This window comes from Ruminococcus sp. AF17-12 (genome assembly GCF_003479245.1).
Classification (GTDB): domain Bacteria; phylum Bacillota; class Clostridia; order Lachnospirales; family Lachnospiraceae; genus Blautia_A; species Blautia_A fusiformis.
This window is the reverse complement of the sequence record NZ_QUGY01000005.1, coordinates 65,752-88,948: the sequence shown is the minus strand read 5'-3', so window position 1 is coordinate 88,948 and position 23,197 is coordinate 65,752. Positions and strand designations below refer to the sequence as shown.

General features: G+C 46.4%; 23 protein-coding genes. 22 read left to right on the top strand and 1 reads right to left on the bottom strand.

Annotated elements, in window-relative coordinates; all coding sequences use genetic code 11:
- Nucleotides 1-17 precede the first annotated feature (17 nt).
- From DWW77_RS17855 to DWW77_RS06805, 20 genes are all read left to right on the top strand, one after another.
- Entirely contained in the window at nt 18-215 is a 198-nt protein-coding gene (locus tag DWW77_RS17855; protein ID WP_147419584.1) for a hypothetical protein, read from the top strand.
- Nucleotides 202-630, top strand: a complete 429-nt coding sequence (locus DWW77_RS06895) for a DUF2634 domain-containing protein (RefSeq protein ID WP_118608346.1) — start codon at nt 202-204, stop codon at nt 628-630. Before DWW77_RS17855 ends, DWW77_RS06895 begins: the two co-directional genes overlap by 14 nt.
- Nucleotides 627-1,802: a baseplate J/gp47 family protein gene (locus DWW77_RS06890; RefSeq protein WP_118608345.1), complete on the top strand. Its 1,176-nt coding sequence runs from the start codon at nt 627-629 to the stop codon at nt 1,800-1,802. Before DWW77_RS06895 ends, DWW77_RS06890 begins: the two co-directional genes overlap by 4 nt.
- Nucleotides 1,799-2,728 (top strand): putative phage tail protein, encoded by a 930-nt coding sequence (locus tag DWW77_RS06885; RefSeq protein WP_118608344.1) that lies wholly within the window; start codon nt 1,799-1,801, stop codon nt 2,726-2,728. Before DWW77_RS06890 ends, DWW77_RS06885 begins: the two co-directional genes overlap by 4 nt.
- On the top strand, nt 2,725-3,024 hold the full coding sequence (locus DWW77_RS06880) for a hypothetical protein (protein ID WP_118173836.1): 300 nt from the start codon (nt 2,725-2,727) through the stop codon (nt 3,022-3,024). Before DWW77_RS06885 ends, DWW77_RS06880 begins: the two co-directional genes overlap by 4 nt.
- Complete coding sequence (locus tag DWW77_RS06875) at nt 3,021-3,596, top strand: hypothetical protein (RefSeq protein ID WP_118608343.1); 576 nt, start codon at nt 3,021-3,023, stop codon at nt 3,594-3,596. Before DWW77_RS06880 ends, DWW77_RS06875 begins: the two co-directional genes overlap by 4 nt.
- A 13-nt stretch (nt 3,597-3,609) precedes the next feature.
- Nucleotides 3,610-3,984, top strand: coding sequence for an AAA family ATPase (locus DWW77_RS06870; RefSeq protein ID WP_118608342.1), 375 nt, complete (start codon nt 3,610-3,612; stop codon nt 3,982-3,984).
- Nucleotides 3,985-5,049 (top strand): hypothetical protein, encoded by a 1,065-nt coding sequence (locus tag DWW77_RS06865; protein ID WP_118608341.1) that lies wholly within the window; start codon nt 3,985-3,987, stop codon nt 5,047-5,049.
- 52 nt (nt 5,050-5,101) lie between these two features.
- Complete coding sequence (gene avd / locus DWW77_RS06860) at nt 5,102-5,452, top strand: diversity-generating retroelement protein Avd (RefSeq protein ID WP_118173832.1); 351 nt, start codon at nt 5,102-5,104, stop codon at nt 5,450-5,452.
- Between the two features lie 306 nt (nt 5,453-5,758).
- A complete protein-coding gene (locus DWW77_RS06855; RefSeq protein ID WP_118608340.1) occupies nt 5,759-6,853 on the top strand; it encodes a reverse transcriptase/maturase family protein in 1,095 nt (364 codons plus the stop codon).
- A gap of 14 nt (nt 6,854-6,867) precedes the next feature.
- Nucleotides 6,868-7,233 carry a hypothetical protein gene (locus DWW77_RS06850; protein WP_118173830.1) on the top strand — a complete coding sequence of 122 codons (366 nt, stop codon included), beginning with the start codon at nt 6,868-6,870 and terminating at the stop codon, nt 7,231-7,233.
- Nucleotides 7,223-7,537: a phage holin gene (locus tag DWW77_RS06845; RefSeq protein WP_118608339.1), complete on the top strand. Its 315-nt coding sequence runs from the start codon at nt 7,223-7,225 to the stop codon at nt 7,535-7,537. The genes DWW77_RS06850 and DWW77_RS06845 overlap by 11 nt, the downstream gene beginning before the upstream one ends.
- Nucleotides 7,538-7,595: 58 nt before the next feature.
- On the top strand, nt 7,596-9,218 hold the full coding sequence (locus DWW77_RS17990; RefSeq protein ID WP_182431198.1) for a hypothetical protein: 1,623 nt from the start codon (nt 7,596-7,598) through the stop codon (nt 9,216-9,218).
- A gap of 145 nt (nt 9,219-9,363) precedes the next feature.
- The gene (locus tag DWW77_RS06835) at nt 9,364-9,648 is read left to right on the top strand and encodes a hypothetical protein (RefSeq protein WP_118173826.1); all 285 of its coding nucleotides are present in this window, start codon (nt 9,364-9,366) and stop codon (nt 9,646-9,648) included.
- Nucleotides 9,648-11,093, top strand: coding sequence for a tyrosine-type recombinase/integrase (locus DWW77_RS06830; RefSeq protein ID WP_118608338.1), 1,446 nt, complete (start codon nt 9,648-9,650; stop codon nt 11,091-11,093). The genes DWW77_RS06835 and DWW77_RS06830 overlap by 1 nt, the downstream gene beginning before the upstream one ends.
- A gap of 61 nt (nt 11,094-11,154) precedes the next feature.
- On the top strand, nt 11,155-11,499 hold the full coding sequence (locus DWW77_RS06825; protein ID WP_118173824.1) for a helix-turn-helix domain-containing protein: 345 nt from the start codon (nt 11,155-11,157) through the stop codon (nt 11,497-11,499).
- A 16-nt stretch (nt 11,500-11,515) separates the two neighbouring features.
- Nucleotides 11,516-11,752 carry a hypothetical protein gene (locus tag DWW77_RS06820; protein ID WP_118608337.1) on the top strand — a complete coding sequence of 79 codons (237 nt, stop codon included), beginning with the start codon at nt 11,516-11,518 and terminating at the stop codon, nt 11,750-11,752.
- Nucleotides 11,749-12,540: a class I SAM-dependent DNA methyltransferase gene (locus DWW77_RS06815; protein ID WP_118608336.1), complete on the top strand. Its 792-nt coding sequence runs from the start codon at nt 11,749-11,751 to the stop codon at nt 12,538-12,540. The genes DWW77_RS06820 and DWW77_RS06815 overlap by 4 nt, the downstream gene beginning before the upstream one ends.
- 17 nt (nt 12,541-12,557) lie before the next feature.
- A complete protein-coding gene (hslO, locus tag DWW77_RS06810) occupies nt 12,558-13,439 on the top strand; it encodes an Hsp33 family molecular chaperone HslO (protein WP_015527218.1) in 882 nt (293 codons plus the stop codon).
- 19 nt (nt 13,440-13,458) lie between these two features.
- Entirely contained in the window at nt 13,459-15,408 is a 1,950-nt protein-coding gene (locus DWW77_RS06805; RefSeq protein WP_092068377.1) for an NAD(+) synthase, read from the top strand.
- Between the two features lie 23 nt (nt 15,409-15,431).
- Here the strand turns inward: DWW77_RS06805 and DWW77_RS06800 are convergent, their stop codons facing one another.
- Nucleotides 15,432-15,869 carry a hypothetical protein gene (locus tag DWW77_RS06800; RefSeq protein ID WP_022426589.1) on the bottom strand — a complete coding sequence of 146 codons (438 nt, stop codon included), beginning with the start codon at nt 15,867-15,869 and terminating at the stop codon, nt 15,432-15,434.
- 167 nt (nt 15,870-16,036) lie between these two features.
- On the opposite strand from DWW77_RS06800, the gene addB reads away from it, so the two are divergent.
- Nucleotides 16,037-19,459, top strand: a complete 3,423-nt coding sequence (addB, locus tag DWW77_RS06795) for a helicase-exonuclease AddAB subunit AddB (RefSeq protein ID WP_353616922.1) — start codon at nt 16,037-16,039, stop codon at nt 19,457-19,459.
- Entirely contained in the window at nt 19,440-23,162 is a 3,723-nt protein-coding gene (addA, locus tag DWW77_RS06790; RefSeq protein ID WP_118608335.1) for a helicase-exonuclease AddAB subunit AddA, read from the top strand. The genes addB and addA overlap by 20 nt, the downstream gene beginning before the upstream one ends.
- Nucleotides 23,163-23,197: the final 35 nt, after the last annotated feature.

Sequence of the window (23,197 nt, the reverse complement as noted above, 5' to 3'; positions counted from 1 at the left end):
GCGGACGAACTGGCACTATGACGGGTTCTAACAGCTGTAAGGTGGACGGTGTAGCCGTGACCTATGGCGGCGGTAAGATTATGGCGCCTAAGAGCGCTAAAAGTGGTGATCGCGTAGCGGTCATTCCTTACGGTACGCCGGATAACGTAAAATACGCCATGGTACCTATTGATTACAGAGTATATACGGAGTGTGGTTATTATGGCGGACATTGACTTAAGGGTACCGGTATTTGATTTTGATACCGGGGAATTTGTAACGGGTCTTGACGGTACCGTAAAAACCGTAACCGGGTCAGAAGCCGTAGGTATGATCGCCGTAAAAGCAGAAGAAACCGAACGCGGTGTATTTCCTGTATATGGTGATTTTGAAAATGAAGAAGAAAACCATATATACGGAAGCGACGTAAAAGCTTACGGTATTTGTGGCGATTATCCGAAAGACGTAAGGCTTTCGGAAGTAAAGAGAGCCGCAGAAGAAGCTATAGCCTACGACCCGTGGATAACAAGTGTAGACAGTGTTTCCGTAGAAGAAGGGGAAGATAAAAACGGAACCCCTTGTTTTATTGTAGACATTGAATTTACGGACATTTTCAGAAATTCAATTTTAGTAGAGGGGGTGGAAGTATGACGGAAAGACCGGAATTTGTACCAGTGTTTTTACAGTCCGCAACGGATATTAAAGAATTTCTCTTATCCCAGATACCGGATACCTGGCGTAAGGAAGTCGGCGACTTTCCATATGATATGATTATGCCGGATGTCGCCCAGGTAATGCAGCTGGAGATAGCACAGGACAGAATTTTACAGAACGCTTTCCCGCAGTATTGCGAAGACGAACGCATGGACGAACACATGGAAATAAGGGGACTTACCAGAATTGAAGCCACAGCAAATAAAAGGGTGCTGTCTATTGTAGCAGACCCCGGCGTAAGAATCCCACAGGGTTACACCTTTACTTCCGTCGTTACAGACGAAGAAGGGAACCCGATAGAGTTTACCGCAGATCGTGAAACAATCTTTCTAAGTGATAAAGCTGTAGACGTTCGTATCACTTGTACACTGACTGGAAGCGAAGGTAACCTTGCTACTGGAAGTGAGTTTATCTTACAACCGCCTATAGCTGGTGTAACTTCGATCACTGATACAGGTACCGTGGTTATGGCTGCTGAACGGGAAAGCCTAGACGCTGCCTGGACAAGAATATTAGATAAGGCCGAAAACCCGGATACAGGCGGAAACGTTCACGACTACGAACGCTGGGTAGTGGATGGTTTCTATAAAGACTATGGTGTTAAGATCGGAAAAGTTCTTGTAGATATGTGCTGGAACAAAGACAACGGACACGACGGACGCGGTACGGTTCGCGTAGTCGTCGTAGACGATACTTACGGACCGCTGGATACGTCTATAGTAAATGACATTAAGGAATACCTGGACCCTAAAGCATATGAGGGGTACGGATACGGTAAGGCGCCTGGTGGTGCTGTAGTAACCGTGATAACGGGAACGCCTTACGACATTAACATTTCCGCCCATGTGGAATATGAAAAGAACGTAGACCGGGCGGAAGTCCTACAGCAGTTTACGGAACTTGTTACGGAATACGTGAAGTCGCGGGTTTTTAACCGGAACGACGACACGAAAGAGTTAAGCCCTATCGCTTATAAAAAGATAGCTGCTATCTTAGGTACGCTGTCTGGCGTCGAAAACTACGACGACCTTACAGTAAATGGCGGAACCGCGGATATAAAGATAGAGCCATACGAAATACCTACCGTAAAGAAGGTAAGCCTTACATGATACCTAAAAAACAGGATATTGTAATAAGTGATCGTACCGAAGGTATGGTAGAATCTTCCGCCAGTTACTACCAGGAAAGCCAATTATTTTTTTATATCATAAACGCAAAAGCCAGGGGGTACGACCTGGTAAATGAAAAACAAGACGACTTAGCCCTACAGCTGTCGCCACTTACGGCGACCTGGGGGCTTATTTTTTGGGAACAGTCCGTAGGCTTGCCTATGCTTCCAAACGGCGATTATGATACGCGCCGGCCAAAGGTATTAGCGCGTTTACAGAATTATGAAAATTTTGGGGCGCCTATGATACACAGAATCGCGGAAGCATACGGCGAAAAAATAAGGGTCTACCTAGACTCGGCGGAATGTCTGGTTACTATCGTGTTCCAGCGCGGCGTACCTACATTCCTGGAAGAATTTAAAAAAGCTGTGGATAACATTATACACGCCCACCTGGGAACAGAGTACAAATTTGAGTACATCATAACAGGCGGTCTGGAAATGCTTACACAGTACCATGTTTACGGGTACAACGTGCCGGAAGCTGGCGCGTCTGCTATATGCGGTACACTTCCTTTTACTGCCACAGAAGGGCGCTTATATAGTGCCAGTCTTGGTGTTTCTGGAAAGGTAGATACCGTTCTTCGTGACTATGACCAAACCGGGACGATTGCCAGCGGCCCGCTACCTTTCGTGTCTACGGAAGGGCGTGTATATCGTACCGTGATAGCGGAAGCAGTAGACGGCACTTATACCATAGAAACTTATAAACAATCCAGCGAAGTTACAGAAACCGGTACGATACCGTCGGTAACTACGGAAGGGCGTATTTACAGCGCTGTGCTATCCGTGGAAGAAAGCGACACCGTAACAAGTACCAGATATGTACAAGCTGGGGAAATGGAAACGGGGGATAAACGCCTATGATTGAACAGAAAGGACTTGCTGTATTTAATAAAGCAGTCGCAGAAACGATTACAAGGGCAGTGTGTACGATCAGTGGCAAGGATTATACGCTTCCGATCAAGAGTGTAACAGTGGAAGGCGCTACGTTTAAAGTAAACATTTATTTAGATGATACTTTATCTGGTACCGTAACAAACACGAAGCTGTACGACAAAGACGGAAACTTACTTATCCAGCGCCAGGACGTCGTACCAAAACCAGAAGAAAAAAATCTTCTGGTAGTATTCCAACTTGAATTAAGAGAGGTGGCCTTATGAGTGAAGAAGTAAAAAGAGAGGTACAGACTTGGAACCCGGTAGAGTGGTTAGACCGTATTATTAACGGTGAACAGACTTATACATTACAAGAAGTACCCGGAAACAGCGGACACTATAAGCTGGTTCCAGACAACGTAGAAGTTATCCAGAAGGGTACACCACTTTCACAGTCCAGGCTTAACCGTATGACTGACGGTATCAGCTTTTCACATAACGTTATCGGTGCTATTGCTGCCGAAGCGCTTAGACAGGCTGGACTTGCACACAAAAACAGACAAGTAGATTTTGAAAAACGTTTCTTACAGGGTGAAGCCACTATTACCGGAACGCCTGGGGGATATTTTTCTACTACTTATCCGTTCGTCCTGGTACCTATTCCGGCCGGTACAGAACATATACAAACAAATACGCCACACTATGACGTTACTTTGTGTGTGACAGCTGCCGACGACATTGGAAAGGTAAACCTTGAAGTTTACGATAAAGCAAGTAACGGCTTTAAAGTAAGAAACTTAGGTAGTGCGAAGTCTGTAAGCTTTACCTGGACGATCATTAACACAAATATTCAGTAAGGGGGTAATAACAATGAGAATACAGCACGTAAACAGTGGTACTAAGGCGAAGTGGAAAACAAAAGGAACCATTTTACAGCTTACCGTACCGGGCGTAGAGCCTATCGAAATCGACCTTAACGAAGAATTACAGGACGTAGCTGTAACCGTAGACGTAAGCCTTAATTCCGGCTTTACAGCACTGGAAAAGGGCGTAGGTAACTGGTATGTAGCGTCCGTAAAAATCCCGGCAAGGGAATACGATTATCAGCCGACAGGCGAAACAGACGACGAAGGCTACGACATTCTGGAAGAAGTAGCTTTAGACGTAAACATGAGGGACGTTACTTTATGCCTGTGGGGTATCCCAGATATGACCCAGGCACAGAAAGAAAGCGAGGTAAAATAAATGGCTTTTACATTTTCAATTAAGGACACATACAGACAGGCTGTAGAAGCTGCCAGCGGTGGAAAGCAGACAGTATTATACGACGACAAAGGGTACCCGTCTATTATGAATATTATCCCGAAGCTGTCCTATAAGGACGTCGGTTTATCTGACAGCACAAAAGCACTTCCGGCGTTCATGGTAGACGACGCAGAAAAACCGGAAATCTTCGTAGGTACCTTTATGGCTATGGTACATGACGGAAGGGCGTGTAGCCTTCCTGGGCAGGTGCCGAAAGTTTATACCAACATGGACCAGGCTATCGCTTATTGTCGTGCAAAAGGTCCGGGCTGGCATTGTATGACAAACGCGGAATATGCCGCTATTGCCCTTTGGTGCAAGGCAAATGGTTACTACCCACGCGGAAATAATAACTACGGCAGCGATCACGGTTACCCGCATGAAAAGTGCAGACCTGGAACTGTAGGAAGCGACGGACGTATTAACCTGGGGCTTACTGGTAGTGGTCCGAACAGCTGGACACATGACGGAACCCCGAACGGTATCTACGGTCTGAACGGCGACGGCTGGGAATGGGCTATCGGACTTCGTACAAATAATGGAGAAATCCAGATTTTGACCGGAAACAATGCAGCAAAGAACACAGCAGACCTTACAGCTGGAAGCGCGGAGTGGAAAGCTATTTTACCAGACGGTACCCTGGTGGCACCTGGTACAGCTGGTACGCTTAAGATCGACAGTGTAAGCGGTGTTCCGAAGATCAGCACTACAGTAAAAACGACGACAAGCGGCGACCAGTGGCCGTCTACGCCGTTCAAAGATTTAGCTGTAGAATCCGGTATCACAATACCGGATATTTTGAAGGCGTTAGCCGTCTTCCCTTCGGATAACAGCGATCATGGCGGGGATAGATTTTACGCAAGGAATGACGGGGAAAAATGCTTCTTCCGCGGTGGGTATTGGTACGACACGTCTGGCGCTGGCGTTTTCTGTCTGAGTGGCCACTACCCGCGTTCTGCTTCCAATGACGGCCTTGGCTTTCGCCCCGCTTACATTCTTTTGTAAATCTGTAGTGGCCGCGACAGCGGACACCGCCAACTAAAGGAGTGAAAAGACTATGGCGGATACCAGAGAACTTTATATTAAAACGAAAGTAGAAGATATGATAGTTTACGGGAATATTTGCTTAAAACAGTTTCCGAAACATGAACGATACGCCCTTGCTTCGGAAATAAGGCTTTGTATGTACCGTATTCTGGGAATCGTCATAGAAACTAATCATAAGCACTACAAGAAAACCACGCTTACCGAACTGGACATAGAAGTAGACAAACTACGGTCTTATCTTCGTCTATCAGTGAACCCAGAACTTAAGTATTTATCTGTAGATAAGTACGGAAACTGGGCGGCCATGGTAGACGAAATCGGCCGTATGGTCGGCGGCTGGATACAGTCGGTAAGCAAATAAATACTTAGGGTACATGACATTAAATGTGGCTTCTTCCGCGGTGGGAATTGGAACAACACGTCTAACGCTGGCGTTTTCTATCTGAATGGCAACAACCCGCGTTCTAATTCCAATGACAACATTGGCTTTCGCCCCGCTTAACCTGGAAATCCTCTAGTCTACAGCTTAAGGGCTGTAACACGCGACCAGGTAAAGGGTTATGTATCCTTGCTGTAAAGCAGAAAATAAAGGTTAGGAACGGACGTACTCTAGTAGCTTCGGCGAACGGTGCGACACGCTGAAAAAGAAAAACGGAAGGTAGTTACAATGGCAAAACGCGTAGGCAACATATATCTTCCGAACTGTAACTATACCTGTCTGTATAACGCCTATCGGAAAGCCGCAAAGGGTAAGCGGTACCGTGGTGACGTTTTACAATTTACTGATAACCTTGAAGGAAATCTGTTAGCCCTGTTAGACGACTTAAAGAACCACACCTATACTGTAGGCGCGTACCGGGAATTTTACGTTTATGAGCCAAAGAAAAGGCTTATTATGGCGCTTCCCTTTCGTGATCGCGTCGCCCAGTGGTGGGTGTATTCTTTGCTTTACCCTATCTTTGATAAAACTTTCATAGAAGACAGTTACGCTTGTCGGCGCGGTAAAGGTCAAAAGGCCGCCGCTGATCGTCTGCAAGATATGATAAAGCAGACGGAAGTTTTAGGCGGTAAGTGGTATTACCTTAAGCTGGACATAGCGAAATACTTCTACAGAATTTACCATGATAAGCTTATGGAAATTCTGGAAAGAAAAATTAAAGACCCGGATATGCTGGAACTGTTAAACGTTATCGTAAAAGGTGACGGTACAAATGCTTTCGGTTTGTCTATATGTGACAATGTAGAAGACGCCGAACGCCTTACTGATCGTGGTATGCCTATCGGTAATCTGACAAGCCAGCTTTTAGCAAATGTCTATTTGAATGAGTTAGACCAGTTCTGTAAAAAGGTGCTGGGAACAAAATTTTATATACGTTATATGGACGACGTAATTATACTTTCGCAGAGTAAGGAAGAATTACACGAAATCAAAGAACGTATAAGTAAGTTCCTGGACGAAGAACTACAGCTTACTTTGAATAAAAAGACTTGCATACGTCCGGTATCTATGGGTATCCAGTTCGTAGGCTTACATATCTGGTCTACACACAGGACTGTAAGAAAGTCTACTTCTTTACGTATTAAACGCCGACTTAAGGCAGCTGCAAAACAGTACGTAGCAGGGAACCTTACTTACGAAAGATATAACAGCACGTTACAGTCTTATATGGGTATGATGAAACATAACGACTGTTACCGCTTTAAAATGCAGCTGTTAGAAGACGTAGAAACTATAATAAATGAAAGTGGGGTAGCAGCATGACCGGAGATACAACAATGTCTTTTGCTTTACTTATTGCCCTTGTTACGATTGCCTGTACGGTATATAACACACTTACGGGTAAAAAATCGCAGAGCCAGAAAGATGTAGACCAACAGATTAAGGAAGCCACCCAGAAGGTGGCAGCTGATACGAAGATCAGTCTTAAGCTGGACCAGATAGGGTACGACGTAAAATCAATTAAAGAAGACATTAACACGACCAAAAAAGAGGTCCGGGAACTTGATAAAAAAGTAGCCCTTTTGGACGCTTCGATACGTTCCGCGCATAAACGTATGGATAGCGCCGGTATCGGTAGGGCGGACCTTATAGAACATATTGAGCATGAGAAAATAGAAAGGAATGAACATCATGGCGAATAAAAAAGTACAGCAGCTTACAGCTGTGGAGAATAAGCAGAACGACAAGAGTAAAATTAACTGGAAGGTCAGAGTAAAAAACAAGGCGTTCTGGTTAGCACTTATCCCGGCGGTACTTCTTCTTATCCAGGTTATCGCTTCGGTCTTCGGTTACGCCATTGACCTGGGCGACCTGGGTAATAAATTGCTTTCCGTCGTGGAAGCCCTGTTTATGGTTCTTTCTATCCTTGGTATCGTGGTAGACCCAACTACCGACGGTGTAGGGGATAGCAAACAGGCACTTACTTACACAGAACCGAAAAAATAATTACTGATCTGACGCCGCGCGGGGCGTCTTTTTCTTTTGGAAGAAAGGAACTTTTAACATGAAAAAAGAAAACATTACAGTATTACGAAAAATTCTTTACGCTGTAGAATCTGGCGGCCAGGTCTACGGAAAACAGAACTACGGCGCTTTTGTCGGTGTCGGTGCGAATACACCGAACGAAAAGGCTATTACGATCGGCGCGGGCCAGTGGTACGCAGAAGAAGCCCGTACACTTCTGCTTAATATCCATAAGAAGTACCCAAAAGAATTTAAGAAGCTGGATACGGCCGGTATTACAGCTGACTTAAATAAAAGCTGGGGAACCTACGGGGTAACGAAGACTTCCGCGAAGGGTAAATGTATTATTGCTATCATCACTTCTGCTGTTGGTATCAAGTGCCAGGACGCTTTAATGGAAACACAGATTAAAACGTATGCCGCTTCGATCGAAAAGAAGTACGGAAGCTTAAGCGACGACGCTATGATGGAATGTATTAACATTATCCACCAGGGCGGAAGTGGAGCGCTTACCCGTATCCTGGCAAAGACACAGAAGCCGTATACCGCGAAGACGATCTACGCGGCACTTTGCACCGACCCTGCGGACAAGTCCAATAATAACCAGGTCGGCGACTACGTAACACGTCAGAAAGTCGTGTACGGCTTTATCACGAAATACTGTAACAAGGAAGGGGTTAATACTATGGGATATTCCAGACAGGCTGTAGCTGATCTTGTTAATTCCTGGGTAGGAAAGAACGAAGCAGACGGCAGCTATAAAACAATCATTGATATTTACAACAGTTATAAGGGTGCTTTCCCACGCGGTACCAAAATGGACTATAGCTGGGCGTGGTGTGCTTGTACATGGTCCGCAGCGGCTATTAAGCTGGGTTACACCCCGATTATGCCTATCGAAATTTCTTGCTACTATCTGATCGAAGCAGCTAAGAAAAAAGGTATCTGGATTGAAAACGACGCACACGTACCGAAAGTAGGCGAAGGGGTTCTTTACTACTGGAAAGATGGTACAAACTTCGCTACCACTGACTGTACAGGTGTTCCAGATCATGTAGGTACTGTAACAGAGGTTTATGAAAAAGCGGGTTACTTCGTCGTGACAGAAGGTAACTACGGCAACGCCGTTAAAAAGCGTACCATGTTAATTAACGGTCGCTATATCCGTGGCTTTATCAGTCCGAAGTATACAGACAACACAGTTACACCGGTTACCCCGGCAGCTGGAAAAGACCTTACTACGGTAGCCCGTGAAGTGATCTTAGGCGTATGGGGAAATATGCCGGAACGTAAAACGAAGCTGGAAGCCAGCGGCTACAATTTCACTGACGTACAGAACAAGGTAAACGAACTTCTTAACAAGAATGTTCCTACACCTTCTAAACCACAGAATACGGGTGTAACAAAAGTAGTAGCGGGTTCTGGGGCTGCAAGCTTCAACAAGGCCCTTGCTGGTTCCTACGTTACGACGACTGGCTTGTATATGCGTCACGGTGCCGGTAAGAATAAGCGCGCTATGGTTCTTATCCCAGAAGGTACAAAAGTACAGAACTACGGATACTACACAAGCTATAATGGCACAAAATGGCTGTATATCCAGGTTACGCTTAATGGTGTACAGTACACAGGCTTTAGCAGTAAGACATATTTAAAGAAACAGTAAGATAGATAGGCGGTTACTTCGGTAGCCGCCTTCTTTTTTTGTTGTCAGAAAGTATAAAGTTGTCTTATTGACAAATTGCAAAACATATCATATACTTGTCTTGTAGACAAAAATATACTTTAAGACAACGAAAGGAAGGTAGCCTATGCAGAATAATAAGACATTTTATAAAAGATGTTCCACAAGGGAACAGGCTGTAGACTTCGCGGAAAAATCCCAGGGAACTATACAGGAAGACGGCTGTACTGTAGCCTTTGACGCGTCCTACAGCATATCTAAGGCGCTGTTTAATGTGAAGTCTGATAAGTACCGCGTATATATCAGAATCCGCCTTGCAAATGGAAACCCACTTACATATATCGTAGCTGCTAAACGTTCAAAGGACGCCTACGATATGGCAAAGAACAGAGTGAAAGAAGGGTGGTTTTAATGCCAGGAAACACAAAGAAGCACAGACGCGGAAATGGGGAAGGTAGTGTATATCAGCGTAAAGACGGAACCTGGGCGGCGGTTCTTACTGTCGGCGTTAAACAAGATGGTAAGCCAGATCGAAAGTTTTTATACGGAAAGACCAGGAAAGAAGTAGCGGATAAGCTTAGAGAAGCGCAGAACAAGCTTGACGCTGGTGTTATCCCTGGGGGCGATAATGTCCTTTTTAGTACGTGGGTAATGAACTGGTTAGAGATTGTTATAAAACCCGGTATTAAAGAACGAACCTACGTAAATTACAAGGCGTCTATAGAAAAGCATATTATACCAGGTATCGGGCGATATAAGCTTAAGGACATTACAGACGACGTAATACAAAAATATCTGAACGACCAACAGGAACATGGAAACCTTAAACTTGAAATTAACGACGACACGGGAGAAGCGGCACCGTCCCACGGACCGGTAGCGGCGTCTTCTCTTATCCAACAGCGACGACTTATTATATCTGCTTTAGAATACGCTGTAGACAAGGGACGTATAAATAGAAACCCCGGAAAAAAGACAAGGCGGCCAAAAAGTAAACCGAAGACAAATAATATACTGACAGACGAAGAAATGGAAACACTGGGTATTAAAGGAACGAAGTACCGTTATTATCCGGCGTATATGCTGACACTTACTACAGCTTGCAGACGGGGCGAAATACTTGGCCTTGACTGGCAGCACGTAGATATAGGGATACCCTGGACAACAGTAGACCGGTACTTTCCCTGGGGCGATATAAAGAAGCTTCCTAAGTGGGACACGAAAGCCTTAAAAACACTTCTGGAAGATCATAATATTACACTGGGGGACGGATATTTACGGCTTGTGTATCAGATGGTAGACGACAACGGTACCCCGTTTAGGGACGAACTTAAAACTGATCTGTCCAGGCGTTCCCTTATGATTACCGAAGAAATGGTTCTGCTTCTAATTTTCTGGCGGCTGATACAGAATACAGAAAAAAGGAAAGCCACAGAAAGAGGGATAGAGTACAACCCGGACAATCTGGTATTTTGTACCAGGAAAGGGACCTATATTTATCCCCGGAACTTTACCAAAATGTGGAGTGAAAACCTTCGATCTATGGGTATCGACCACAAACGTTTTCATGATCTACGCCATACGGTGGCTACGGTCATGCTGGAAGACGGCGAAGCTATGAATACAGTACAGGAACAGCTGGGACACTACGACGCTGGCTTTACAGCTTCCAGATATGGACACGTTACCGCTAAAATGAGAAATAGTGCAGCTGTAAAGCTTGGGGAACGTCTGGAAAAGGTAAGGAACCCAGAAGTAGAAGACGAAGAAGACGCCAACAGCGTAAAGAAGGAAGATACCGTTATTCCTTTCCAGGAAGGGCGAAAGCTTAAGTCTGCCGCTTGTAAAATTAAATAGTGGACAAAAACGCCGACGCTTATTATAATTGTCTATAAGACAAACGAAAGGGGTGGAAACAGTGATAGGCAAGAACATACAATTTTACCGCGATCTTCGTGAAATGAAGGGGAAGGACCTGGCCGCGAAGGTAGGGTGTTCCGTCGGCGCTTTGTCCCATATAGAGAAAGGAAGTAGACAGCCCAGCGTAGATATGCTATATAAAATAGCTGACGCGCTGGACGTTTCGGTTATAAACCTGGTACTTGACGAAAAAGAAATAAACAGGTTTTATTATGACGACGCTGTAAAGGCGTTCCACCCAGGGAGCGAACAGCTTAACCGTGTCCTGGATATTCTGAAAAAGGATAACGCCGCCTGGTCGGACGCGAAGCGTATAGCGATCGTAAACTTAGACGACGTATAGAAAGAAGGTTTTATATATGAGTGACAGCAGCTATGTAGGCGACTACTTTTACACAGATGAAGAAAGCCTTAAACATATGCACGAACTGGAACGACAGAAGGGTAACCCGTTTGTCGCCGGGAGTATGGCCGGCGCCAGCTTCTTACAGCAGCCATACGGTGGCTTAAGCCATGCTTCTTATGGCTGGCCGTTCCAGAAACAGAAAGAAACAAACTGTAGTAAAAACGTAGTAAAAGGAGAATCCAAACAATGAAAAATGCTTATAATACCAGTGCTTACGGGTCCTTCGCTTACGTCTACGACATTTTCATGGACAATGTGGAATATGAAAAATGGGCGGAATATCTTATAGGAAGTCTTAAAGAATACGGAATTGAAGACGGGATCGTGCTGGAACTTGGCTGTGGGACCGGAGTGATGACAGAGCTTCTGGCTGAGTCCGGTTATGATATGATCGGTGTGGATAACTCTGAGGAAATGCTTGGCGAAGCCATGGAAAAACGTGCAGAATCCGGTCATGAGATCCTTTATCTGGAACAGGATATGCGGGAGTTTGAACTTTATGGAACAGTACGTGCTGTCGTCAGCGTCTGTGACTGTATGAATTACATCACAGAGGAGGATGATCTGCTTACTGTGTTTAAACTGGTGAACAATTATCTTGATCCGGATGGAATTTTCATATTTGATATGAACACCCCGTATAAATACCGGGAAATGCTTGGAAATACGACTATTGCAGAGAATCGGGAAGAGGGAAGCTTTATCTGGGAAAATGAATTTGATGAGGAGACCGGGATCAATGTGTATGATCTGACTCTGTTTCTTCCGAGAGAAGATGGTCTTTATGAGAGAGACGAGGAAATTCATTACCAGAAGGCCTATGATCCGGAGAAAGTAAGGGAACTTCTTGAAAAGGCAGGCCTGATCCCGCTGGCGGTTTATGACGCATACACCAAGGATGCACCGAAGCCGGACAGCGGAAGACTGACTTTTGTGGCCAGAGAACATGGAAAGGAAATTCCGTCAGACGAGAAATAAAGGAGGAAATTTTTTATATGAGTGATTATATTGTAAGAGCAACAGCGGCAAACAGCCAGATCCGTGCATTTGCGGCTGTTACAACCGATATGGTGGAGACAGCGAGAAAGAATCATAACACCAGTCCGGTGGCAACAGCGGCACTGGGACGTCTCCTTACTGGCGGTGCCATGATGGGAGCTATGATGAAAGGAGAAAAGGATCTCCTTACACTTCGGATCCATGCAGGAGGACCACTGCAGGGAATCACAGTAACTGCAGATTCTCACGGAAATGTAAAGGGCTATGTGGGGAATCCGGATGTATGTATCCCGGCAAACAGCAAAGGCAAGCTGGATGTTGCGGGAGCTGTCGGCGTAGGCTTTATGGATGTGATCAAGGATATGGGACTGAAAGAGCCATATGTGGGACAGGTTGCTCTTCAGACCAGCGAGATCGCAGAAGATCTCACTTATTATTTTGCAACCAGCGAGCAGGTTCCGTCTGCGGTAGGACTGGGTGTGCTGATGAATAAGGATAATACAGTCCGTCAGGCGGGAGGCTTTATTGTACAGCTGATGCCTTTTGCAGAGGAAGAGGTGATCGCAAAGCTTGAGGAAAACGTATCAAAGATCGATTCTGTTACCAATCTTCTGGAGCAGGGACACACACCGGAAAGTCTTCTTGAAAAAGTACTGGAAGGCTTTGACATAGAGATCAATGATACACTGCCCACACAGTTTCATTGCAACTGCTGCAGAGAGCGTGTGGAAAAAGCGCTGATCAGCATCGGAAGAAAAGAACTTAACGAGATGATCCAGGAAGGCAAGGACATTGAGATGAACTGCCATTTCTGCAATAAGAATTATAATTTTACCGTGGAAGATCTTAAGAGGATCATAAGAGAGTGCAAGCGATAAAACTCGGGAGGAAGAAAAAATGAAGCATGGTTTTATCAAGGTGGCAGCGGCAACGCCGAGAGTTACCGTTGCAGACTGCAAGGCAAACGGAGAGGAAATCCTGAAGGCCATTCATGAAATGGAAAAGGAACATGTCAAGCTGATGGTATTTCCGGAATTTTGTATCACAGGATATACCTGTCACGATCTTTTTCTCCAGAGATGTCTTCTGGACAGTGCGTGGGATGAGCTTCTGCATATTGCAGAGGAGACAAGGGAGACGGACGCCTTGATCTTTGTGGGACTCCCGCTGCGTCACAGAGGCAAGCTCTATAATGTGGCAGCAGCTTTGAATCATGGCCGTATCGTGGGATTTGTGCCGAAGACGCATATTCCGAATTATAATGAGTTTTATGAGCAGAGACAGTTTGCAGGTGCAGAGGAAGAAGATGTGGAATTTGTGGACTTCCTGAAGTGCGAGAAAAATGAGGAGGATGAGTTCTGGGATGAAATTCCTTTTGGAACAGAGCTGATCTTTGAATGTAAGGAATTTCCGGAATTCACCGTTGCAGCAGAGCTTTGTGAGGATCTCTGGGTCCCTGCGCCGCCAAGTATCCGTCATGCCGTCAACGGTGCGCATATCATCGTTAATCTTTCTGCCAGTGATGAGATGGTAGGTAAGGATTCCTACCGGAGAACTCTGATAAGCGGGCAGTCAGCACGACTGATCTGCGGATATATTTATGCCAGTGCAGGGGAAGGGGAGTCTACCCAGGATCTCGTGTTTGGCGGACAGAATATGATCGCAGAGAACGGTTCCATGCTTGCGGAAAGCAGACGCTTTGAGAACGGCATCATTTACAGTGAGATCGATGTGCAGAGACTGGCTGATGAGAGAAGAAGAATGTCCACGTATCCGGCAGTTTCTACCTGCAGTCATACAAGAGTTGATTTTTCCGTAGCAGAGGAGGAAACAAGACTTACCAGAAAATATCCACAGTATCCCTTCGTTCCGTCTGTGAAGGAAGAGCGTGATGAGCGCTGCGAGGAGATCCTGAACATCCAGGCTATGGGACTTAAGAAACGTATGGAGCATATCCACAGCAGGAGTGCGGTAGTAGGACTTTCCGGAGGACTGGATTCTACCCTGGCGCTTCTTGTAATGGCACGTGCCTTTGACCGGATGGGAATGCCGAGAGAACAGATCCACTGTGTGACCATGCCATGCTTTGGAACCACAGACAGAACCTATCAGAATGCCTGCAAGTTAAGCCGCTGCCTTGGTGCAAGGCTTACCGAGGTAAATATTAAAGAGGCGGTAAATATCCATTTCCGGGATATCGGACATGATCCGGAGATCCACGATGTGACGTATGAGAATAGTCAGGCACGTGAGCGTACTCAGATCCTGATGGATACGGCAAACAAGGAAGGCGGCGTTCTTGTGGGAACCGGAGACCTTTCCGAGCTGGCTCTTGGCTGGGCAACCTATAATGGCGATCACATGTCCATGTATGGTGTAAATGCTTCTGTCCCGAAGACACTGGTACGTCATCTGGTACGTTATTATGCGGATACCTGCGGAGATGAGGAACTGAAGGAGGTTCTTCTGGATATCCTGGATACTCCGGTAAGCCCGGAGCTTCTTCCTCCTAAGGATGGCAAGATCGCCCAGAAGACGGAGGATCTGGTAGGACCTTATGAGCTTCATGATTTTTATCTGTATTACATGCTGCGTGCAGGATTTACACCGGATAAGATCTACAGGCTTGCCTGCCTGACCTTTGAGGGGATTTATGATAAAGAGACGATTCTGAAATGGCTGAAAACCTTCTATCGGAGATTTTTTGCCCAGCAGTTCAAGCGTTCCTGTCTGCCGGATGGCCCGAAGGTAGGTAGTGTGGCACTTTCTCCAAGAGGAGATCTCAGAATGCCAAGTGATGCAAGTGCAAGGATCTGGCAGGATGTGCTGGAGAAGATTGAAATCTGAACGTAGATCGCAAAGCGGAGAGCTTAAGTGTTCTCCGCTTTTTTTACTGCATCCGTGATAGCTGAAAGGAGTACCTGGGAGGTATATTTTCGGTCTCCTGCATACTGAATGTCTTCCAGGGACTGACTGGAATAGATCTGACTTGCCAAAGAATCCAGAACCGGTTCCATAAGAGGATAGGAAGCTTTTGTGGCTTCATTTAAATTCACCAGACGGATGGCCTTGATCCTGTCAGCATTTACAGTAACTTCCACATCGAAGGTATTCTCGTTCAGGGTGATGGAAGAGGTATAGACGCCCGGCTTGTAGCGGGATTTTTCGCTGGCTGTATGACTGGCATTTTTTCCGGGACCGAACATGAAGAAAAGAACGACAGCCAGAACAACAGCGAGAGCCAGAAAGACAGCTGTGTAAATGATCTCTTTCATATGTAGGACGATGATCCTGGTTTTGGAACTCATGGCGCACGCCTCCCAAAGCTTTTTATATAGTTTATTATCGGGAGGGAGGATTTATTCCACAGCTGTGCGCAGGTCATTCGATACTGTGCCTGGAAAAATAAGGAAAAGAGCAGGCTGATATTTCAGAATATAAAGAACGACCGTTCTATAGGAGTAGAATTTGTGGTATGATAGGAATACTTCAGGCGCAGGATGGCGCCGGAATGACTGAAAATCTGCAAGTGATCGGGAGGATGAAGATGTCATTACAGTTTATCATAGGAAGTTCCGGAAGCGGAAAATCCTGTTATGCTTATCAGAATATCATAGAACAGGCAGGGCTGCATCCTGAGAAGCTTTTTTATGTGATCGTGCCGGAGCAGTTTACCATGCAGACCCAGAAGACACTGGTGGAGATGAGTCCGGGCAGGGGAATCCTGAATATTGATATCCTGAGCTTTGAGCGTCTTGCATACCGTGTTCTGGAGGAAGTTGGAGGAGACAGCCGCATCCTTCTGGAAGAAACCGGTAAGAGTATGGTGCTGCAGAAGATGGTACAGCAGCATGGAAAGGAGCTTTCCTATCTGGGAGGTCAGATGCGTAAAGCGGGATATCTGGATGAAGTGAAGTCTATCCTGTCGGAGTTTATGCAGTACGATATCCGGGACAGTGAGATCCAGGAGATGATCGAGGATTCCGGTGACAGAGCGTTACTTCAGATGAAGCTGAAAGACGTAGCTGTTCTTTACCAGGCATTTACCGGATATCTGAAGAATCATTATATGACAGGAGAAGAAGTAATGGATGCGCTGGAAAAAGCTCTTCCGTTTTCTAAAAAAATGAAAAACAGTGTACTCCTTCTGGATGGTTACACCGGTTTTACGCCTATTCAGATGCGTGTTGTGGGAGAACTTCTTGCTGTCTGTGAGAAGGTGATGGTAACGGTGACCATGGATGCGGATGAGAATCTGAGCATGAGAGGAAAACCTTATCAGCTTTTTTATATGAGCCGTCAGATGATCCACGGGCTTTCGGAGCTGACCAGGGAGATCGAGACACCGGTTCTTTTGAAGGATGTGGGAAAATCCCGCTTTTCCCAGGCACCTGCCCTTCATTTCCTTGAAAAAAATATCTTCCGTTACCGAAAAAATATATATAAAAAAGCGCAGGATGAGATCTGCATGTTTTCGGCAGTGAACCCGCAGAAGGAAATGGAAGAAGCTGCCCGCCGGATCGCCAGACTTGTAAGGGAAAAGGGCTGCCGTTACGGTGAGATCGCCGTGATCACAGGTAACCTGGAGGAGTATGGCAATCTTGCAAAGCAGGTATTTACAGCAGCAGGGATCCCATATTTCATTGATGAGAAGCATACGGTCCTGATGAATCCGTTTGTAGAATATTTCCGGGCAGCACTTGAGATGGCAGTACAGGATTTTTCCTATGAGAGTGTATTCCGGTATCTCCGCTGCGGAATGTCCTGTGTGACCAGGGAGGAAGCAGACCTTCTGGAGAATTATGTGCTGGCTCTTGGTATCCGTGGATTTAAGAAATGGGATGAAGTGTGGGTGCGTATTTACCGGGGAATGCCGCCGGAAAGCATTCAGAGGCTTAATGAGATCCGGCAGCGGTTCGCAGATGAGACCAGAGAGCTTGCACTAAGCTTTAAAGGTGGGAAAAAGACGGTGCGGGAATACTGTACTTTTCTCTACGAGTTTGCAGTGCGGAGCCAGGTGCAGCAGAAACTGAAGCATCAGGAACTGAAATTCAAGGAACAGGGCGACAAGGCCATGGAAAAGGAATATGCCCAGATCTACGGAATTGTTATGGAACTTCTGGATAATATGGTGGAGATCCTTGGCGAGGAAACCGTGAACCGCCAGGATTTCCGTCAGCTTCTGGAAACAGGACTGAACCAGGCCAAGGTGGCGCTGATTCCGCCAAGTATGGACCAGGTACTTGTGGGAGATATGGAGAGAACCAGGCTAAAGGATATCCGTGCACTGTTTTTTGTGGGAGTAAATGAAGGGAATATTCCGAAGAATACATCCGGTGGAGGAATGCTTACGGAGATTGACAGAGAATTTTTTAAAGATCAGGGGATCCAGCTTGCACCGGGGCCAAAGGAACTGATGAACATGCAGCGATTTTATCTGTATCTGAACATGACCAAGCCAAGAGAACTGCTCTGTCTGTCCTTCTGTCAGTCCGACAGCCAGGGAAAAGCCCTGAGTCCGGCCTTTCTTGTCAGTAATATCCGGGAGATGTTTCCGGAAATGGAGATCCGGCAGTGCGGAGATATGCAGGAACCTATGGAATTACTGGAGCTTCCGGGAATCAGCCTGGATTATTTCCTGAGAGGGCTTGCAGGAGAAGCTTACCAGGATAATGCGGTCTTCCAGGAACTGTACAGCTGGTATCTTCAGAGCCCGGAATACCGGATCCTTGTAAAAAATCTTACAGAGGCATCTTTTTCAGAACGACCGTCAGATAAGATCGGAAAAACAGTGGCAAAGATCCTCTATGGAGAAATTTCCCCGTACAGTGCTACCCGGCTGGAGCGTTTTGCGGCCTGTGCATTTGCACATTTTCTGCAGTATGGCCTGAAGGTTACAGAACGTGCAGAGTATGAGTTCCGGGCTATGGATATGGGAAATGTCATGCATATGGCACTGGAAAAATTTGCGGCGGAAGTCCGAAAAGAGGGACTGGACTGGGCAGAGCTTACGGAGGAAGAGCGAAACCGTATCATAGACGGCTGTCTGGATCAGGTTTCCGCAGATTACGGAAATACGATCCTTAAAAGCAGTGCGAGAAATGAATATATGATCGAACGGACCAGACGTATTTTGCGGCGTACCGTGTGGGCTTTGCAGGAACAGCTGAAGCATGGAGCATTCCGGCCGGAAGGATTTGAGGTGAGGTTTCAGGGCGGAAGGATCGACCGTGTGGATATCATGGAAGAACCGGAGAACAACCGGGTCTATGTGAAGGTGATCGATTATAAAACCGGAAATACTTCGTTTGATCTGCTGGCGTTGTATCATGGCCTTCAGCTTCAGCTGATGGTCTATCTGGATGGAGCATTACAGGTGGAAAAACGGAAGTATCCGGATCGCGAGATCGTTCCGGCCGGTGTGTTTTATTATAATGTGAAGGATCCTATGATACAGGAGAAGATCCATGCGGATATGGAAAGCATCAATGAGCAGATGCTGAAGAAAATGAAAATGAACGGGCTTGTACAGGCAGATGATAATATGAGTACCAAAATCGACAGCACTATGGCCTCCATACCGGTATCCCTGAACCGGGACGGAAGCTTCAGCAAAAGATCTTCTGTTGCCTCAAGGAAGCAGTTTGATGCTCTGGGAGCGTATGTGCGGAGAAAGATCTGTGACATCAGGGAATCGATCCTGGATGGAAATGCGGCAGTGGAACCCTATGAACTTGGAAAAAAGAATGCCTGCACATATTGTCCGTATCTTACTGTGTGCGGCTTCGACAGGAAGATACCGGGATATGAGTTTCACAGGCTGTCGTCCATAGAAGAAGATGCACTGTGGAAAAAGATCATGAAGGGAGAGGAAGAGAATGGCAGTGAAATGGACTGAAGAGCAGAAAAAGGTCATCACGCTCCGGGACCGGAATATTCTGGTCAGCGCAGCAGCCGGTTCCGGTAAAACTGCAGTGCTGGTGCAGAGGATCTTAAGTAAGATCATGGATCCTTTGAAACCGGTGGACATTGACCGTCTTCTGATCATGACATTTACAAGGGCGGCAGCGGGAGAGATGCGGGAACGTATCGAACGTGGACTGGATCAGGCACTGGCTGAAGATCCGGATAATGAGCATCTGCAGAGACAGATGACGTTGATCCATACGGCACAGATCACTACCATTGACGGCTTTTGCGCCTATGTGATCCGAAATTATTTTCATCTGATCGGACTGGATCCGGGTTACCGGACTGCAGATGAGGGTGAACTGAAGCTTTTGCAGGAAGATGTGCTGAAGGAGCTTTTTGAAGATCATTATGCAGAAAGAAAGGCAGATTTTACTGCATTTGTGGAATGCTATGCGCCAGGAAAAACGGATGAAGGACTGAAGGAACATGTGCTGGAGCTTTATAATGCTGCGATGAGTAATCCATGGCCCGAAAAATGGCTGGACAGCTGTGTGGAGAATTATCATCTGGATTCGGAAAAAGGTCTTGAGGGAACGCGATGGTTCCGATATCTTTGGGAGGCTGCAGACTGCGCACTGAAAGAAGCGGAAGAGCTTACAGAAACCGCAATGAAGACCTGTCAGCTCCAGGATGGACCGGAGCTTTATCTGGAGGCTCTGGAAAAGGATATGATACTGATCCGGCAGTTAAAACAACTGTCCGTTAAAAGGGATTATGATGAGATAGCGCAGAATCTCCGGAATCTGAAGTTTGCAAGACTTTCCTCAAAAAAAATGGAGGGAGTATCGGAGCAGCTGAAAAATCTGGTAAAAGCTCTTCGCGAAGATGCAAAAGATAATCTGAAGGAACTGGGAATCCGATATTTTTACGGAAATCTGGCTGAGCTGACGGAACTGACAGAAGCATCTGCACCACCGCTGGAGATGCTGGTAAAGCTGACAAAGGATTTTGCAGAACGTTTCCAGGCAAAGAAGCGTGAAAAAAATGTTCTGGATTTTTCAGATATGGAACATTTTGCCCTGGACATCCTTCTGAAAAAGGAAGGAGAAACCTATGTGCCCAGCCAGGCGGCAAGAGAACTTTCTGAAAAATATGATGAGGTCCTGCTGGATGAGTATCAGGACAGTAATCTGGTCCAGGAGATCCTGATGCAGACAGTTTCCGGCTGGGTCAATGAACGCAAAAATATCTTTATGGTAGGAGATGTAAAGCAGAGCATCTACCGTTTTCGTCTGGCCCGTCCGGAACTGTTCATGGAAAAATATAAGAGCTATTCACTGGAAGACAGTCCGGAACAGCGAATCGACCTGCACAAAAATTTCCGAAGCAGACCGGAAGTCCTTGAAAGTGTCAACTTTATTTTCCGGCAGATCATGGGGGAAGATCTGGGAGGAATTGCTTACGACGAGGCGGCAGCTCTGTATCCCGGAGCTTCTTTTCCGGAAGGCCAGGATCCGGAATTTGTAAAAACAGAGATCCTTCTTGTGGATAAATACAGTCCGCTGCTGGAAGAGGAGGATGAAGAAGTAACGGAGAATGAGAGAGAGCTGGAGGCCCTTGCCATTGCAGGAAGGATCCGATCTATGGTAGGGCATGAACGGGTGCTGGATAAGGAAACGGGAGAGTATCGACCTCTTCAATATGGAGATATCGTGATCCTGCTCCGATCTGCTTCAGGCTGGGCTGAAACCTTCGGGGAGGTTTTGAGTGCAAGAGGGATACCGGTATATACGGCCTCCAGAACCGGATATTTTTCTGCAACAGAGGTTGTGACACTACTGAATTATCTCCGGATCCTGGATAATCCGCTGCAGGATATTCCCATGACCGGCGTACTGCGTTCACCGATTGTTGGATGTACCACAGAAGAGCTGGCTGAGCTTCGGATCGCATATCCGGAAGGAATGATCTATGAATGTGTGTGCAGGTTTGTGGAGGACTACAGAAAGCATGGGAGCTCTGAGGAAAACAAAAAAATCCTCGGAGAGAAGCTGTCCTGTTTTATGGACACCATGAATACACTTCGTGATAAGGCGGCTTACACGCCGGTCCATCAGCTGATCCTGGAGGTACTTGCACGTACCGGATATGGAGACCATGCAAAGGCAATGCCAAATGGTGAACAGAGGAATGCAAACCTGAACATGCTTGTGGAAAAGGCAATGGAATATGAGAAGACAAGCTATCGAGGCCTTTTTAATTTTGTAAGATATATCCAGAAGCTTCAGCAGTATCAGGTGGATTACGGGGAGGTAAATCTTTCCGGAACCGGGGAAAGTGCAGTACAGATCATGACGATCCATAAGAGCAAGGGACTGGAGTTTCCGGTAGTGTTTGCAGCAGGAATGGGAAAACGCTTTAATTTCCGGGATATGAACGCAAGTATCCTGATCCATCCGGAGCTGGGGATCGGTGCGGATGCGATCCTTCCGGAGAAGAGGATCATCGCTCCATCCCTTTGCAGGCAGATCATACGGAGAGCGCTCCTGATGGAAAGCCTCGGAGAGGAGCTGAGGGCACTTTATGTAGCGCTTACACGTGCAAAGGAAAAACTGATCCTCAGTGGAACCATTGGAGCCCTGCATCCGGAATTGGGGGAATTGTCCGCATTAAGGGACAGTGAGGAACCATTGCTTTCTCTGGGCAGGAGGCTTGGCGGGAAGACTTACTGGGATTATGTGCTTCCGGCACTGGCAAGACATCGCTGCATGGCACCATTATTTCATGAATATGGCATCTTTATGAATACCGCAAATCCTCTGTACAAAGATCCGGCAGAATTCAAAGTTACACGGGTCACAGCACGGGAACTGACAGAAAGTGAGGTTATGGAACAGGCAGAGCGGGAAATGAAGAAGGAAACACTGGAGAACTGGAATCCGGGCAGAGTTTTTGACAGTGAGATCCGGGAGGAGATCCAGAGACGTTTTTCCTTTGTATATCCCTATCAATATCTGGAAGATCTTCCTGTGAAGGTGAGTGTATCAGAACTGAAAAAGCGAAGCTACCACAGTGAGCAGGATCTGGAAGAAACGGTGGATTATGAGACGGAAGAAGAAATCCAGCCGCTGGTTCCCCGATTTATCGAGGAGAAGAAAGAGGAAGGGTATACAGGGGCACTTCGTGGAACGGCTTATCATCGTGTAATGGAATGCCTGGACTATCAGAAGACAGCAAACAGGGATGAGATCCGCAGACAGCTGAGAGAATGGGTTGACGCCAGGAAGATGGAAAGAAAAGAGGCTGAGTCGGTCCGGGTAAAGGATATCTGGAATTTTGTGGAAGCACCTCTCGGACAGCGGATGAAAGCAGCTTCAGAGAAGAGACTTCTGTTCCGGGAGCAGCCTTTTGTGATCGCAAGAAAAGCTTCGGAGCTTGATCCGCAGTGGCAGTGTGAGGAAAATGTTCTGGTACAGGGAATCATTGATGCGTATTTTATAGAGGATGAAGAAATCGTTCTGGTGGATTATAAAACGGACTTTGTGAGACGTGGAGAAGAACAGAAGCTGATCGATCGTTATCATGTACAGCTGGAGGATTACGCCCAGGCGCTGGAACGGATGACAGGCCGGAAGGTGAAGGAACGGTATATTTATTCGTTTACTCTTGGAGAAGCGTTCAGTCTCTGATCTGAAAATGAAATGATATGTTTATGTGGGCAGAT

What these genes read in the sequence shown, in the direction of transcription:
- hslO (WP_015527218.1), top strand. Translation starts at nt 12,558, where the DNA reads ATGAGTGATTATATTGTAAGAGCAACAGCGGCAAACAGCCAGATCCGT.
- DWW77_RS06800 (WP_022426589.1), bottom strand. Translation starts at nt 15,869, where the DNA reads ATGAGTTCCAAAACCAGGATCATCGTCCTACATATGAAAGAGATCATT.
- DWW77_RS06895 (WP_118608346.1), top strand. Translation starts at nt 202, where the DNA reads ATGGCGGACATTGACTTAAGGGTACCGGTATTTGATTTTGATACCGGG.
- DWW77_RS06880 (WP_118173836.1), top strand. Translation starts at nt 2,725, where the DNA reads ATGATTGAACAGAAAGGACTTGCTGTATTTAATAAAGCAGTCGCAGAA.
- DWW77_RS06815 (WP_118608336.1), top strand. Translation starts at nt 11,749, where the DNA reads ATGAAAAATGCTTATAATACCAGTGCTTACGGGTCCTTCGCTTACGTC.
- DWW77_RS06855 (WP_118608340.1), top strand. Translation starts at nt 5,759, where the DNA reads ATGGCAAAACGCGTAGGCAACATATATCTTCCGAACTGTAACTATACC.
- addB (WP_353616922.1), top strand. Translation starts at nt 16,037, where the DNA reads ATGATAGGAATACTTCAGGCGCAGGATGGCGCCGGAATGACTGAAAAT.
- DWW77_RS17990 (WP_182431198.1), top strand. Translation starts at nt 7,596, where the DNA reads ATGAAAAAAGAAAACATTACAGTATTACGAAAAATTCTTTACGCTGTA.
- DWW77_RS06870 (WP_118608342.1), top strand. Translation starts at nt 3,610, where the DNA reads ATGAGAATACAGCACGTAAACAGTGGTACTAAGGCGAAGTGGAAAACA.
- DWW77_RS06830 (WP_118608338.1), top strand. Translation starts at nt 9,648, where the DNA reads ATGCCAGGAAACACAAAGAAGCACAGACGCGGAAATGGGGAAGGTAGT.
- DWW77_RS06865 (WP_118608341.1), top strand. Translation starts at nt 3,985, where the DNA reads ATGGCTTTTACATTTTCAATTAAGGACACATACAGACAGGCTGTAGAA.
- addA (WP_118608335.1), top strand. Translation starts at nt 19,440, where the DNA reads ATGGCAGTGAAATGGACTGAAGAGCAGAAAAAGGTCATCACGCTCCGG.
- DWW77_RS17855 (WP_147419584.1), top strand. Translation starts at nt 18, where the DNA reads ATGACGGGTTCTAACAGCTGTAAGGTGGACGGTGTAGCCGTGACCTAT.
- DWW77_RS06835 (WP_118173826.1), top strand. Translation starts at nt 9,364, where the DNA reads ATGCAGAATAATAAGACATTTTATAAAAGATGTTCCACAAGGGAACAG.
- DWW77_RS06820 (WP_118608337.1), top strand. Translation starts at nt 11,516, where the DNA reads ATGAGTGACAGCAGCTATGTAGGCGACTACTTTTACACAGATGAAGAA.
- DWW77_RS06805 (WP_092068377.1), top strand. Translation starts at nt 13,459, where the DNA reads ATGAAGCATGGTTTTATCAAGGTGGCAGCGGCAACGCCGAGAGTTACC.
- DWW77_RS06890 (WP_118608345.1), top strand. Translation starts at nt 627, where the DNA reads ATGACGGAAAGACCGGAATTTGTACCAGTGTTTTTACAGTCCGCAACG.
- DWW77_RS06885 (WP_118608344.1), top strand. Translation starts at nt 1,799, where the DNA reads ATGATACCTAAAAAACAGGATATTGTAATAAGTGATCGTACCGAAGGT.
- avd (WP_118173832.1), top strand. Translation starts at nt 5,102, where the DNA reads ATGGCGGATACCAGAGAACTTTATATTAAAACGAAAGTAGAAGATATG.
- DWW77_RS06845 (WP_118608339.1), top strand. Translation starts at nt 7,223, where the DNA reads ATGGCGAATAAAAAAGTACAGCAGCTTACAGCTGTGGAGAATAAGCAG.
- DWW77_RS06850 (WP_118173830.1), top strand. Translation starts at nt 6,868, where the DNA reads ATGTCTTTTGCTTTACTTATTGCCCTTGTTACGATTGCCTGTACGGTA.
- DWW77_RS06875 (WP_118608343.1), top strand. Translation starts at nt 3,021, where the DNA reads ATGAGTGAAGAAGTAAAAAGAGAGGTACAGACTTGGAACCCGGTAGAG.